We start from the raw sequence: 12,874 nt of genomic DNA, 5'->3' as shown, positions 1-12,874 counted from the left end.
CCCCCGCACCGGCACCGGTGCGGGGGTCCCGGTCCGTGCGGGGTCCTCAGACGTGGTCCGCCAGCCCGGCGCGGTGGAGCACGAACGCCGTGACCGGCTCGTAGACCCGCGGCGGGAGGTTGTCGTCGAGCGGCACGGCGACCTCGACCTGGCCCTGCGCCTCCGCCACGAACACGCCCGGGTCGTTGCAGTCCGCGACCGCGATGGTCCGCAGCCCCCGCGACCCGGCGGCCCCGGCGAAACCGTGGTCGGCGACCACGAGGTCGGGCGGGTTCTGCCCGTCCCGGCGCAGCTTCTCCAGGGTCAGGGACATCGGCCCGGGGAAGTGGGTGTGCCGCAGCCCGCCGTACTGCTCGACCATCACCACGCTCTCGATCTGCCGCACGTCGCCGTCCTCGAACGGGAAGCCGTCCGGGACCTGCACCACGTGCGCGCCGGCGCGGCGGGCCACCCGGGCGAGCTGCGCGTAGACCGGGAACAGGCCGGCCGGGTGGCCGGTCGCGAAGAGCACCCGGCCGCCGGCGGCGACCACCTCGCCCAGCACCCGCGCGTAGCGCTCCAGCCCGGCGACGGCCCGCTCGGCGGAGATCGTGTCCTGGCCCTCGAGGTGACCGTGGTCGGCGGAGATGCCGACGCGGTCCCGCATCAGCGCGAACACGTCGTCGAAGGTCCACTCCCGGGTGCGGACCACGCCCATGTGCTGGTGCTGGTCGCCGTCGAGGAAGCCCTGGATGTTGCGCAGGTTCGCCTCGCGGGGGGTCGCGACCGCACCGGTGATCCGGTGCCGGTCGAGGTGGCGGGCGAGGGCTGCGGAGGAGAGAGGGGGAGTCGTCACCGTTCGAGTGTATTCAGGCGCCGCCCGCTACCGCCGCGTACCCCCGCCCGGGCCCGCACCCGGGCGTAGACCTCCGCCGTGGCCCGGGCCGTGCGCTCCCAGGAGTGGCCCTCGGCGCGCCGGGCGGCCGTGCGGCCCATGCGCTCCAGCGCGGCCGGGTCGCCCGCGAGCGCGAGCAGGGCCCGCGCCCACGAACCGGGGTCGCGGTCGGGCACGAGCCGGCCGGTGAGCCCGTCGAGCACCGCGGTGCGCAGCCCGTCGACGTCCGTGGCGAGCACGGGGGTGCCGCAGGCCTGGGCCTCCAGGGCCACGAGGCCGAACGTCTCCGAGGAGGACGGCACGGCCACGACGTCGGCCCGCCGCATCCGGGCGGCGAGCTGCGGTGCGGGCAGGGCGGGTCCGAAGCGCACGACGTCCTCCAGGCCGAGCTCCCGCACGCGCTCCCGCAGCGTGGTCGTGAAGCCGTGGGTGCCGACCCCCACGACGTCCAGCTCCACCGTCAGGCCGGGATCGGTCGCCCGGAGCCGGGCGAGCGCGTCGACGAGCACGTGCGGGCCCTTGAGCGCCTGCAGGCGCCCGGCGAAGAGGACCCGCAGCGGACGGCCGGGGGAGCCGGGGGGCGGTCCGCCGGTGCGGCGGGGCTCGCCGGGGGCGGCGTCCGGGGAGAACGCCGAGAGGTCGACGCCGGGGGTGATCACGGTCAGGCGGGCGGGGTCGGCGTCGTAGAGCTCGATCATCTGCAGCGCCTCGGTCCGGGTGTTGACCACCGTGGCCTCGGCCCGAGCGATCAGCCCGGCCTCGGCCTCGGCGCGAGAGGCCGGTTCGACGCCCTCCCCGGTGCGGGCGCGCAGGTTCTTCCCGAGCGCCGTGGTGTGCAGGGTCAGCACGAGGGGGACCCCCCAGGCGTCGGCGAGCTCCCGGCCCGCGGCGCCGGAGAGCCAGTAGTGGGCGTGCACGAGGTCGGGGCGGTCGGCCTCCGCGCGGAGCACCTCCGCGAAGGCCGCGGTGAACCCGGGCAGCTCCTCCTTGCCGACCCCGGCGGCGCCCGGCAGCGAGACCGTGAGGAGTCGCAACCCCTCGCGGATGCGGGCGCTGCGCACCCCGGCGGCCGCCGGGGCGCCGGGGCCCCGGTCGAGGGTGGCCATGTCCACCGTGTGGCCGGCGGCCACCAGGGCCTCGGCGAGGTGACGCACGTAGACGTTCATGCCGCCCGCGTCCCCCGACCCCGGTTGCTCGAGGGGGCAGGTGTGCAGGCTGATCAGCAGGACGTGGCGGGGCGCGGCGGACACGGCTCAACTCTAGCCGCCGTCGCCGGGAGACCGGGATCAGGGCGTCCGCGCCCGCTCCGGGCCCGTCCGCACCGGGCCCGGTGCGACAATGGGACCCGTGAACCGAGCCGAAACCGCCCCGCCCCCCTCGTCCGGCACCCCCTTCCCATCCCCGCCCCGGTTCGAGCGCAGCGCCGAGGTCGACCTCGCCGCGATCCGCGCCAACGTGCGCCGGATCCGGGCGCTGGCCGCCCCGGCACGGCTGATGGCCGTGGTCAAGGCCGACGCCTACGGCCACGGGGCGGTGCCCGTGGCCCGCGCGGTGCTCGAGGCCGGCGCGGACGCCCTGGGCGTCGCCCACGCGACCGAGGCCCTGGAGCTGCGCGCGGCCGGGATCGGCGCGCCCCTGCTCGCGTGGCTGCACACCGTGGACACGGACTTCCGCGCGGCGCTCGCCGCGGACGTCGAGCTGGGCGTGAGCGGCTGGGAGCTGGCTCCGATCGCCGAGGCCGCGCGGGAGCTGGGCACGACCGCCCGGATCCACCTGAAGATCGACACCGGACTGGGCCGCAACGGCGCGCCGGAGGCCCTGTGGCCCGAGCTGGTGCGGGCGGCCGCGCGGGCCGAGGCCGAGGGCATCGTGCGGGTCGTCGGCGTCTTCACCCACCTGGCGGTCGCCGACGAGCCCTCCCGCCCCGAGACCCGGGAGCAGCTCGAGCGCTTCCGCGCGGCCGTGGCGACGGCGCGGGCCGCGGGCCTGCGGCCCGCCCTGCGGCACGCGGCGAACTCGCCCGGGCTCTTCGCCGCCGCCGGGCTGGAGCGACCGGAGAACATGCTCCTGGACATGGTCCGGGTCGGGGTGTCCCTCTACGGGCTGTCCCCGTTCGCGGACCGCACCCCCGAGGACCTCGGCCTGGTGCCGGCCATGACGCTGCGGAGCACGGTCAGCGCGGTCAAGGAGGTCCCGGCGGGGCAGGGCGTCTCCTACGGACTGACCCACGTCACCGACCGCCCCACCACCCTGGCGCTCGTCCCGCTCGGCTACGCGGACGGCGTCCCGCGCTCCGGGACCGGCGGGCCGGTCCGGATCCAGGGCCGCACCTACCCGGAGGTGGGCCGGGTCGCGATGGACCAGATCGTGGTGGACCTCGGGGCGCCGGGACGGTCCGCCCCGGAGCTGGGGCTGCTCGGGGCGGAGGCCGTGCTGTTCGGGGCGGGGGAGAACCCCTCGGCGAGCGCCTGGGCGGACGCCGCCGGCACCATCAACTACGAGATCGTCACCCGCGTCTCGCGCCGCGTGCCCCGCGTGCACCTGCACGCCGCGGAGGACCGGACGGGCGCGGCCGGGACGCGGGCCGCCGAGCACCGGACGGCCGAGGAACAGGCGGCCGGGGAGCGGACGACGGAGGAGCGGGCATGAGCGAGTGGACGCGGACCCTCACGGTGGACGGGCCCGGACGGACCCAGGAGCTGGCCGAGCGGCTGGGGCGGCAGCTGCGGGCCGGGGACCTGCTGGTCCTCACCGGGGAGCTCGGCGCGGGCAAGACCACCTTCACCCAGGGCCTGGGCCGGGGCCTGGGCGTGCGCCCGGGGATCATCTCGCCCACGTTCGTGCTGGTGCGCCGCCACCCCAACGTCCCGGACGGACCCCGGCCCGGCGGCCCGGACCTCGTGCACGTCGACGCCTACCGGCTGGGCTCCGCGGCCGAGGTCGACGACATCGACCTGGAGGACACGGTGGACACGGCCGTCACCGTGGTCGAGTGGGGGGCCGGGAAGGTCGAGCACCTGGCCGAGTCCCGTCTCGAGATCGTGCTGGAGCGCGCCGTGGGCGCCGCCCCGCTCGGCGCCGGGACGAGCCCCGGACCCGACGCGACGCCGGGGGACCCGATCGAGGACCCGGACGAGGACGGGGACGACGAGCCCCGCCGCATCACCCTCACGGGGTTCGGGCCGCGCTGGGCGGACGGGCCGCCGACGATCGGCTGAGCCGGGCGGCGCCGCCGGGGCGGGCACTACACTGGTCGGGTGCTCCTCCTGTGCCTGGACTCCTCCGCCGTCGCCTCCGCCGCCCTCGTGACCGGGACGGGCGAGGTCCTCGGCTCCTTCGCGAGCCCGGACACCCGCTCCCACGCCGAGGTCCTGGCCCCCGCGGTCCGCGACCTGCTGACCGGCCACGGCGTCACCGGCGCGGACCTCGACGGCGTGCTCGTCGGCACCGGCCCCGGCCCGTTCACCGGTCTGCGCGCGGGGATCGCCACGGCCCGCGCGCTCGCCTTCGCGTGGGACGTCCCGCTGCACGGGCTCATGAGCCTCGAGGCCCTCGCCGAGGACGCGGCCGGGCACGCCCGGGCGGCCGGTCACGAGGAGTTCCTCGTGCTCACCGACGCCCGGCGCAAGGAGGTCTACTGGGCCCGCTTCGCCGCGACCGAGGACGGCCCGCGGCCGGCCGGGGGACCCGGTGTGGCCGCCGCCGAGCAGCTCCCGCCCCTGCCCGCCTACGGCCGCGGGGCGGGGATCTACGCGGACCGGCTGACCCGTCCCGTGCCGGAGTTCGCCGCGGCGCAGCCCACGGCGTCGTCCCTGGGCCTCGCCGCCGCGCGCCGCGCCGCCCGCGGGGAGCCGCTGTCCCCGGACACGGCCCCCCTGTACCTGCGCGAGTCCGACGCCAAGGTCCCCGGCCCCCGGAAGCGGGCGAGCGCGTGAGCTCCGGGTCCTGGACGCTGCGCCGGATGGTCCCCGCGGACGTCCCGGCGGTGCACGCGCTGGAACGGCGGCTCTTCCCCATCGACGCCTGGCCGCTGGAGATGTTCACCGCCGAGCTGGCCCAGCCCGTGTGCTGGTACTGGGTGGCGGAGCAGGACGGCGCGATCGTCGGCTACGCCGGGCTCATGTGCCTCCGCCCCGTGGGCGACGTGCAGACCATCGCCGTGGTCCCCGAGCACGAGGGCCGCGGGATCGGCTCCGCCCTGCTGGGCACCCTGCACGCGCAGGCCAGGGAGCTCGGCGCCACCGAGGTGCTGCTGGAGGTCCGCGCCGACAACCCGCGCGCCCAGCAGCTCTACCGCCGCTTCGGCTACGAGCAGATCCACACCCGCCCGCGCTACTACCGGGACGGCGCCGACGCGCTGATCATGCGCCTCGACCTCACCGCCCCCGAGACCCCGGCCGCCCACGGGACCCCGGCCGCCCCGACGGAGGAGACCCCATGACCGACGGACCGCTCGTGCTGGGCATCGAGTCCTCGTGCGACGAGACCGGCGTGGGCATCGTGCGCGGACGCACCCTGCTCGCCAACGTGGTCTCCTCGTCCATGGACGAGCACGTGCGCTTCGGCGGGGTGATCCCCGAGATCGCCTCCCGCGCCCACCTCGACGCGATCGTGCCGGCCCTGCGCGAGGCCCTCGACCGGGCGGGCGTGCGCCTGGCGGACCTCGACGCCCTCGCGGTGACCTCCGGGCCCGGGCTGGCCGGGGCGCTCATGGTGGGCACGGCCGCCGCGAAGGCGCTCGCCGTGGCCACGGGCAAGCCCCTCTACGCCGTCAACCACCTCGTGGCGCACGTCAGCGTGGGCCTGCTGGAGGACTCCGGGGTCGAGGGCTTCCAGGGCGCCTTCGACGACGGGCTGCCCCGCGACCTCGGGGCGCTGCTGGTCTCCGGCGGGCACACCGAGATCCTGGCCGTCGAGGACCTCAGCCGGGACGTCCGGCTGCTCGGGGCCACGATCGACGACGCGGCCGGGGAGGCCTACGACAAGGTGGCCCGCGTCCTGGGCCTCGCCTATCCCGGCGGCCCGGCCATCGACGCCGCCGCCCGGGACGGGGACCCGACCGCCTTCCGCCTGCCCCGCGGGCTGAGCGCCGGCAAGTACATGGGCTCCGCCGAGCGGCCCGGTCCGCACCGCTACGACTTCTCCTTCTCCGGGCTCAAGACCGCCGTGGCCCGGGTCGTCGAGGGCTACGAGGCGCGGGGCGAGCCGGTGCCGGTCGCCGACGTCGCGGCGGCCTTCCAGGAGTCCGTGGCCGACGTGATCACCCGCAAGGCCGTGCTCGCGTGCACGGAGCAGGGGCTCGGGACGCTGCTGCTCGGCGGGGGAGTGGCCGCGAACTCCCGGCTGCGCGAGCTCACCGCGGAGCGCTGCGCCGCGCACGGGATCGAGCTCGTCGTCCCCCGGCTGCCGCTGTGCACGGACAACGGGGCGATGGTCGCCGCGCTCGCCGCCCGGGTGGTGGCGGAGGGCCGCGCGCCCTCCGGGCTGGACTTCGCCGCCGACTCCTCCCTGCCGGTCACCACCGTGTCCGTCTGAACCGGACGGCGCGGCGCGGCTCACGGCACGGGGGTGACCAGTGTGCCATCGGCCAGCCAGCTGCGGAGATTGCGCAGGGCGAGCTCGGCCATCTCCCGCCGGGTCTCCACGGTCGCGCTGCCCACGTGCGGCAGGAGCACCACGGTGTCGAGCTCCCGCAGGGCGGCCGGCACCCGCGGCTCGTCGGCGAAGACGTCCAGACCGGCCCCGCCGAGCCGGCCCTCCTGCAGGGCCGCCACGAGGGCCGGCTCGTCGACGACGGAGCCGCGGGCGACGTTGACGAGGAAGCCGTCCGGGCCGAGGGCGTCCAGCACCCCGGCGTCGACCGTCCCGGCGGAGTCCGGGCCGCCGGGCACCGCGACCACGAGCACGTCCACGGCGGCCGCGAGCTCGGCGGGGGAACCGTGGTAGGCGTAGTCCGTGCCGGGGGCCGGGCGCCGGTTGTGGTAGTGGATCACGCAGCCGAGCGCCTCCAGGCGGACGGCGACCGCCCGGCCGATCCGCCCGAGACCGAGGATCCCCACGCGCCGGCCCGAGGCGTGCCGGCTGAGCGGGACGTCCCCCTCGCTCTCCCAGCGCCCGGCGCGCACGTAGCGGTCGGCCGCCGAGAAGCGGCGCAGGACGTCCAGGTAGAGGGCCAGCGCGGTGTCCGCCACGGCGTCGGTGAGGACGTCGGGGGTGTTGCTCATCACGATGCCGCGCGCGGCGGCCCCGGCGGCGTCCGTGCCGTCGTAGCCCACGCCGAAGTGGACGACGGCCTCGAGCCGGGGCAGCCGCCGCATCAGCTCCGTGCCCACTCCGGTGCGCCCGGAGCCGACCGCCACCCGGACACGGTCGGCGTGGCGCGCCAGGAAGCGGTCCTGCTCGGCGGGGTCCGAGGGCAGGCGCAGGGCGGAGAACTCGGAGCTCAGCGCCACCTCCAGCAGGGGGTGCAGGGGGCCGAGCTGCAGCACCCCGTGCTCCTGCGGGGCGTGCTGGGCGGAGGGCTGCGGGTCGGTTCCGGTCGCGTGTGTCATGCCTGCAACCTAGGGACGCAGGGTGCCCCGCGTCCAGCGGGGCGTGCCGGCCCGCCGGATGTCAGTCGTTCTCGCGGGTGCGGCGGACGATGTCGAGGGCGACCGCGTGCAGGTCCCCGTCGTGGGCCCGCGCGACCGCGCGCTGGCGCTGGTAGCCGGCGCCCTGGTCGAGGATCCGCTCCACATCGGCGAGCTCGCGCGAGCAGCCCAGCCGCGCGGCCACGGGCTCCAGCCGGTCGAGCAGCGCGGTCAGGTCGGAGCGCAGGTCCCGCTCGATGTTGCGGGGGTCGGTGATGACCTCCGCGTCCAGCCCGTAGCGGGCGGCGCGCCACTTGTTCTCCTGGATGTGCCACGGCTTCAGGCGGGCGGGAGGGCGGCCCGCCTCCACGTCCTGGGAGAGGGACTCCGCGAGGCACTGGGTCAGCGCCGTGAGCGCCCCGACCTCCCACAGGGTCGAGAGCCCGTCGCAGAAGCGCACCTCGTCGGTGCCCAGCCGGGGGACGGGGCGCACGTCCCAGCGCGCCTCGCTCATCTCCTCGATGATGCCGGTGGCGATCATGTCCGTGATGCACTGCTCGTACGCGTCCCAGGACGGGAAGTGGTACGGCAGTCCCGCCGTGGACAGCTGCTGGAAGATCATGGAGCGCTGGGACGCGTAGCCGGTGTCCTCGCCCGCCCAGAAGGGCGAGTTCGCGGACAGGGCCAGCAGGTGCGGGTAGTAGGTCAGCAGCCCGTCGAGCACCGGCAGGGCCTTCGCCCGCGAGTCCAGGCCCACGTGCACGTGCACCCCGTAGATGACCATCTGGCGGCCCCAGTACTGGGCGCGGTCCACGAGCTTGTGGTAGCGCTGCTTGTCCGTGACCTGCTGGTCCTGCCAGCGCGCGAAGGGGTGGGTGCCGGCGGCGAAGACCTCGAGGCCCTGCGGGTCGGTGACCTTGCGGATCTCCGCCATCATCGTGGCCAGCTGCTCCGTGGAGTGGGCGACGTCCCGGCACACCCCGGTGACCAGCTCGATGGTGTTGAGCAGGAACTCACCGGTCAGGTGCGGGTGGTCGCCGTCCGTGCCCCAGTCCGGGTGGGCGTCCAGGACCGCCTCGTAGGTCTCCCGGCCGCGGGGCACGAGATCCCCGGTGGTGCCGTCCACGAGGGCGATCTCCCACTCGACGCCCAGCGTCGACTGGTGGGAGCGGGCGAACGAGATCTCCACGCGGCAGGTCCTCCGTGCTCTGGGGGGCGGGCGCCCGGTCGGGAACGGGCCGGGAGGCCCGAGGAGCCATCAGTCTACGGTTTCCACGACGATCACGACGCGCTGCTCGGCGGGGCCCGCACCGCCCGGCCCCGGCTCCCCGGGCCCGGGGCCGGGGGCCGTCCGGGTGACCACGAGCGTGGCCCGGCCGGGGCCCTTCGGCGCGAGCCGGCGGCGCAGCTCCTCCGGGGTGACGTCCGTGCCGCGCTTCTTGATCTCCAGCGTTCCGACCTCGTGCTCCCGGACCCACCGCTTGAGCACCTTGACGGTCTGGGGCAGCACCTCCCGCACCCGGTAGGCGCGGGCCAGCGGCGTGCGCACGAGCTCGTCGGAGGTGAGGTAGGCGATCCGGGGATGGATCAGCCGCGCCCCCAGCTGCCGGGCGAGATCCGTGACGAGGCCCGCGCGGATCACCGCGCCGTCCGGTTCGTAGAGGTACGAGCCCACCGGCCCGACCACCGCGTCGGCGTGGGCGGGGTCGTGGTCCTCGGGGCTGGTGAGCTCCGCGGACCCGTGGCCCGAGAGCACCAGCGCCGCGCGCCGCACGCCGGGGCGGGCCACGGCGTTGAACCACAGCACGGCCTCGACCACGTCGCCACGGTCGGAGACCCACTGCGCCTCGCACCCGGCGGGGACCGCCTCGTGCGGGATGCCCGGGCCCAGCTTCACCCCGACGGGCAGGCCGCGCCCGGCGAGCGCCTCGACGAAGGACAGGGGCGGGGAGAAGGCCTCGGGGTCGAAGATCCGCCGGGTGCCCGACGACGACGTGGTGCGCCGGGCCGGATCCAGCCACACCCCGTCCGGCGGTCCGCCGGGCAGGGCGCCGAGGTCCAGCGTCCCGGCGTCGGCGTGCAGCACCGTGGCCTCGGGGAAGGGGAGGAGGTTGAGGGTGGCCACCGCGGCCGTGGTCTCGTCGAGCTCCACGGCGGTGACCCTGCGGTCCAGGGAGGCCAGCGCGAGCGCGTCCGCGCCGATGCCGCAGCCGAGGTCGGCCACGTGCTCCAGGCCCGCGTCGGCGAAGCGCCGGGCGTGCAGGGCGGCCACCCGCAGCCGGGTGGCCTGCTCGAGGCCGGCCCGGGTGAAGAGCATGCGGTCGGCGAAGTCGCCGAACTTCTCCCGCGCCCGGGCGCGGAGTCTCGTCTGGGTGAGCACGGCGGAGACGAGCCGGGGATCGTGCCCCGCGGCGCGCAGGCGGGTCGCCGCCCCCAGGACGTCGTCGGCGTCGTAGGGGCCCACGGCCTCCAGCAGGCGACGTCCCTCGGGGGTGAGCAGGGGTGCGATGTCCGTCGCCTCGTTCTGCATCGGTCCACCCTATCCGGCCCGCCCGTCCGGACGGGCGCCGGTCAGTAGAAGGCGGCGAGACGGCCCCGGGGTCCGTCGATGACCGTCACCGGGGTCTCGAAGACCCGGGTGAGGACGGCGTCGTCCATGATCTCGTGCGGCTCGCCGAACTCGGCGACGCGCCCGTCCTTGACGGCGCAGATCCGGTCCGCGTAGTGGCTGGCGAAGTTGACGTCGTGGAGCACGATGACGATGGTGCGGCCCATCTCGTCGCAGGCCCGCCGCAGGTGCTGCATCATCGACACGGCGTGCCGCATGTCCAGGTTGTTGAGGGGCTCGTCCAGCAGCACGTGGTCGGTCTCCTGGGCGAGGACCATGGCCACGTACGCGCGCTGGCGCTGGCCGCCGGACAGCTGGTCGAGATAGCGGTGCTCCAGCGGCGCCAGGCCGAGGAAGTCGATGTACGTGCCGATGATCTCGTCGTCGACGGCGGTGAGCCGGCCGCGGCTGTGCGGGAAGCGGCCGAAGCCCACCAGCTGCCGCACGGTGAGCCGCGTGACGTAGTGGTTCTCCTGGCGCAGCACGGAGACGATCCGGGCGAGGTCCTTGGACCGGGTCCGGGCCACGTCGTAGCCCGCGATGTCGATGCTGCCGTCGTCGAGGCCGAGCAGACGTCCGATCATCGTCAGCAGCGTGGACTTGCCCGCCCCGTTGGGCCCGACCAGGGCGGTCATCCCGGCCGACGGGATCTCGAGGTCGACGGGCCCGATCGTCACCTCACCGCCGTAGTCCTTGCGCACGTTGGTCAGGGTGATCACAGCCGGCCCTTTCGGAGGATGACGTAGAGGAAGACGGAGCCGCCGACGAGCTCGATGATGATCGAGACGACGCCCTGGGCGTAGAAGACGTGGTTCAGGACGAAGTAGGCGCCCGTGAGGACGAGGAACCCGGTGAGGACCGCCACGGGGAAGAGGCGGCGGTGGTCGTAGGTGTCGGCGAACTGGTAGGCGAGGGTCGCCACCAGGAAGCCGAGGAACGTCATGGGTCCCACCAGGGCGGTGGAGACCGCCATCAGCACGGAGACGAGGAACAAGGTCCCCATGATCTCGGCACGGTGCCGCAGGCCGAGGTTCAGGCTCACGTCCCGGCCGAGGGCGAGCACGTTCAGCCGCGCGGACCTCAGCCACAGGGCGCCGCCGGCCAGCAGGCACAGGGGGACGGCCACCGGCAGGTAGTCGGCCTGGGCGTTGGTCACGGAGCCGAACAGCCGGGCGGAGAGCACGTCGAACTCGCTCGGGGACAGCAGGCGCTGCATGAAGGTCGAGACGGAACCGAGGCCGCCGCCGATGATGATGCCCACGAGCAGCATCACCTGCAGGTTCCCGTACCGGCCGGAGAGCAGCCAGCCGTAGAGCGCGAGGGAGAGCGCGACCATGAGGGCGACCTGCAGCAGGAACTGCGGCACGCCCTGCAGGACGAGGATCCCCGCGGCGCCCAGGAAGTAGACCGTGGAGGTCTGGATCGCCACGTAGAGGGACTCGAAGCCCATGATCGAGGGGGTGATGATCCGGTTGTTCGTGGCCGTCTGGAAGCCCACGGTCGCGATCGCCTGGCAGAAGGCCACGACCGCCATGATGACCACGCTCGTCACGCGGCGGTCCGCGATCCGCCAGAAGCCGTCCGAGCCGACCGGCATCGGGTTGTCCCAGGCCAGCAGGCCGAAGGCGAAGCCCGCGGAGGCGAGGGCCAGCACGGCGACGACCGTCCAGTACCGCCGCCGGGCCCGTGCGGTGGGGAACGCCCCGGCGCGGCTCCGCGCGGCGGGGGCCGCCGGTGCCGTGGCCGGCGCGGGAGTGGGGGTGGCGAGCACGGCCTCAGACACGTCGACGCTGCCTCAGGAGCAGGCAGACGAACACGACGGCGCCGACGATCCCGAGGATCACGGACACGGGGATCTCGAACGGCATGATGATCATCCTTCCGATGAGGTCGCACAGCGTCACGATCGCGATGCCGAGCAGGCACACCCAGGGCAGGTTGCTGCGCAGGTCGTCGCCGCGGACCATCGAGACGATGTTCGGCACGATGAGGCCCAGGAACGGCAGGTTGCCGACGACGACGGTGACGACGCCGGTGGCCACCGCGATCAGCCCGGTCCCGAGCAGGACGGTGCGGTGGTAGTCGAGCCCGACGTTGGTGGCGACGTCCTCGCCGAGCCCGGCGACGGTGAGCCGGTCCGCCACGAGGAACACCGCGATCCCGACCAGGAGCACGATCCACAGCACCTCGTACTGACCGCGCAGCACGGAGGTGAAGCTGCCGGCGAACCAGACGCCGAGGTTCTGCAGCATGTCCGTCTGCAGCGCCAGGAACGTCGAGACGGACCCGACCACCGCGCCCAGCATGATGCCGACGATGGGCACGATGAGGGAGGAGCGCAGGGAGACGCGGCGCAGGAAGAGGAAGAAGACCATGGTCCCGATGAAGGCCGCGGTCACGGCGCCGAGCATCCGGGTGAGGATCGTGGCGGTGGGCACGAGGAGCATGACGATCAGCAGCCCGAGCCCCGCCCACTCGGTGGTGCCCGTCGTGGTGGGCTCCACGAAGCGGTTCTGCGTGAGCAGCTGCATCACCAGTCCGGACATGGACATCGCGGCGCCGGCGAGCACCAGGGCGACGGTGCGGGGGATCCGCGTGATCGCGAACATCTCGTTGCCGTCGTCGGCGCCGAAGACGTCGTAGACCCCCGTGAGGAGGGACGCGGCCAGCAGCGCGAGGACGCCGAGGGCACCGAGCAGCAGCTTCCAGTCGAACAGCGGGCCCTTGCTCGCCGCGGGGGGTCTCGACGCGGTGGTCGTCATGGGGTCAGTCCTTCCTCCGGCCTCGTGCCCTGCGGGCGGCGGTGGTGGGGCGGGCCCCACC

At 75.0% G+C, this 12,874-nt stretch carries 13 protein-coding genes; 5 read left to right on the top strand and 8 right to left on the bottom strand.

Going from position 1 to position 12,874, the window contains the following annotated elements:
- Positions 1–46 precede the first annotated feature (46 nt).
- Together ACFU0Y_RS12995 and ACFU0Y_RS12990 are read right to left on the bottom strand one after the other, a co-directional pair.
- Complete coding sequence (locus tag ACFU0Y_RS12995; protein WP_380214950.1) at positions 47–835, bottom strand: phosphatase; 789 nt, start codon at positions 833–835, stop codon at positions 47–49.
- Positions 832–2,124, bottom strand: coding sequence for a glycosyltransferase (locus tag ACFU0Y_RS12990; protein ID WP_380214949.1), 1,293 nt, complete (start codon positions 2,122–2,124; stop codon positions 832–834). Before ACFU0Y_RS12990 ends, ACFU0Y_RS12995 begins: the two co-directional genes overlap by 4 nt.
- Positions 2,125–2,212: 88 nt before the next feature.
- Between ACFU0Y_RS12990 and alr the strand changes: the two genes are divergently transcribed.
- Genes alr through tsaD form a run of 5 tightly spaced genes read left to right on the top strand, consistent with a single transcriptional unit; the run spans position 2,213 to position 6,409 of the window.
- Positions 2,213–3,523 (top strand): alanine racemase, encoded by a 1,311-nt coding sequence (alr, locus tag ACFU0Y_RS12985; RefSeq protein ID WP_380214948.1) that lies wholly within the window; start codon positions 2,213–2,215, stop codon positions 3,521–3,523.
- Entirely contained in the window at positions 3,520–4,092 is a 573-nt protein-coding gene (tsaE, locus tag ACFU0Y_RS12980) for a tRNA (adenosine(37)-N6)-threonylcarbamoyltransferase complex ATPase subunit type 1 TsaE (RefSeq protein ID WP_380214947.1), read from the top strand. The genes alr and tsaE overlap by 4 nt, the downstream gene beginning before the upstream one ends.
- A gap of 39 nt (positions 4,093–4,131) precedes the next feature.
- Positions 4,132–4,809, top strand: a complete 678-nt coding sequence (gene tsaB, locus ACFU0Y_RS12975; RefSeq protein WP_380214946.1) for a tRNA (adenosine(37)-N6)-threonylcarbamoyltransferase complex dimerization subunit type 1 TsaB — start codon at positions 4,132–4,134, stop codon at positions 4,807–4,809.
- A gap of 26 nt (positions 4,810–4,835) precedes the next feature.
- A complete protein-coding gene (gene rimI, locus ACFU0Y_RS12970; protein WP_380214951.1) occupies positions 4,836–5,315 on the top strand; it encodes a ribosomal protein S18-alanine N-acetyltransferase in 480 nt (159 codons plus the stop codon).
- Positions 5,312–6,409, top strand: a complete 1,098-nt coding sequence (gene tsaD / locus ACFU0Y_RS12965; protein WP_380214945.1) for a tRNA (adenosine(37)-N6)-threonylcarbamoyltransferase complex transferase subunit TsaD — start codon at positions 5,312–5,314, stop codon at positions 6,407–6,409. The genes rimI and tsaD overlap by 4 nt, the downstream gene beginning before the upstream one ends.
- Positions 6,410–6,429: 20 nt before the next feature.
- Here tsaD and ACFU0Y_RS12960 read toward each other — a convergent pair whose 3' ends face one another.
- From ACFU0Y_RS12960 to ACFU0Y_RS12935, 6 genes are all read right to left on the bottom strand, one after another.
- A complete protein-coding gene (locus ACFU0Y_RS12960; protein ID WP_380214944.1) occupies positions 6,430–7,425 on the bottom strand; it encodes a 2-hydroxyacid dehydrogenase in 996 nt (331 codons plus the stop codon).
- A gap of 61 nt (positions 7,426–7,486) precedes the next feature.
- Positions 7,487–8,632, bottom strand: a complete 1,146-nt coding sequence (locus ACFU0Y_RS12955) for a glutamate--cysteine ligase (protein WP_380214943.1) — start codon at positions 8,630–8,632, stop codon at positions 7,487–7,489.
- A 69-nt stretch (positions 8,633–8,701) separates the two neighbouring features.
- Positions 8,702–9,973 carry an SAM-dependent methyltransferase gene (locus ACFU0Y_RS12950; RefSeq protein WP_380214942.1) on the bottom strand — a complete coding sequence of 424 codons (1,272 nt, stop codon included), beginning with the start codon at positions 9,971–9,973 and terminating at the stop codon, positions 8,702–8,704.
- Positions 9,974–10,014: 41 nt separating this feature from the next.
- Positions 10,015–10,770 carry an ABC transporter ATP-binding protein gene (locus ACFU0Y_RS12945; RefSeq protein ID WP_380214941.1) on the bottom strand — a complete coding sequence of 252 codons (756 nt, stop codon included), beginning with the start codon at positions 10,768–10,770 and terminating at the stop codon, positions 10,015–10,017.
- Positions 10,767–11,834, bottom strand: a complete 1,068-nt coding sequence (locus tag ACFU0Y_RS12940; RefSeq protein ID WP_380214940.1) for an iron chelate uptake ABC transporter family permease subunit — start codon at positions 11,832–11,834, stop codon at positions 10,767–10,769. The genes ACFU0Y_RS12945 and ACFU0Y_RS12940 overlap by 4 nt, the downstream gene beginning before the upstream one ends.
- Positions 11,827–12,813 carry an ABC transporter permease gene (locus ACFU0Y_RS12935; protein ID WP_380214939.1) on the bottom strand — a complete coding sequence of 329 codons (987 nt, stop codon included), beginning with the start codon at positions 12,811–12,813 and terminating at the stop codon, positions 11,827–11,829. The genes ACFU0Y_RS12940 and ACFU0Y_RS12935 overlap by 8 nt, the downstream gene beginning before the upstream one ends.
- Positions 12,814–12,874: the final 61 nt, after the last annotated feature.

Source organism: Kocuria sp. NPDC057446 (assembly GCF_042802875.1).
Taxonomy (GTDB): Bacteria; Actinomycetota; Actinomycetes; order Actinomycetales; family Micrococcaceae; genus Kocuria.
This window is presented reverse-complemented; position numbering and strand designations above follow the sequence as displayed.

Bases quoted from the DNA above. Each gene is read 5' to 3' on its own strand.
- ACFU0Y_RS12935 (WP_380214939.1), bottom strand. From the start codon at position 12,813: ATGACGACCACCGCGTCGAGACCCCCCGCGGCGAGCAAGGGCCCGCTG.
- alr (WP_380214948.1), top strand. From the start codon at position 2,213: ATGGGACCCGTGAACCGAGCCGAAACCGCCCCGCCCCCCTCGTCCGGC.
- ACFU0Y_RS12960 (WP_380214944.1), bottom strand. From the start codon at position 7,425: ATGACACACGCGACCGGAACCGACCCGCAGCCCTCCGCCCAGCACGCC.
- ACFU0Y_RS12950 (WP_380214942.1), bottom strand. From the start codon at position 9,973: ATGCAGAACGAGGCGACGGACATCGCACCCCTGCTCACCCCCGAGGGA.
- tsaE (WP_380214947.1), top strand. From the start codon at position 3,520: ATGAGCGAGTGGACGCGGACCCTCACGGTGGACGGGCCCGGACGGACC.
- rimI (WP_380214951.1), top strand. From the start codon at position 4,836: ATGGTCCCCGCGGACGTCCCGGCGGTGCACGCGCTGGAACGGCGGCTC.
- tsaD (WP_380214945.1), top strand. From the start codon at position 5,312: ATGACCGACGGACCGCTCGTGCTGGGCATCGAGTCCTCGTGCGACGAG.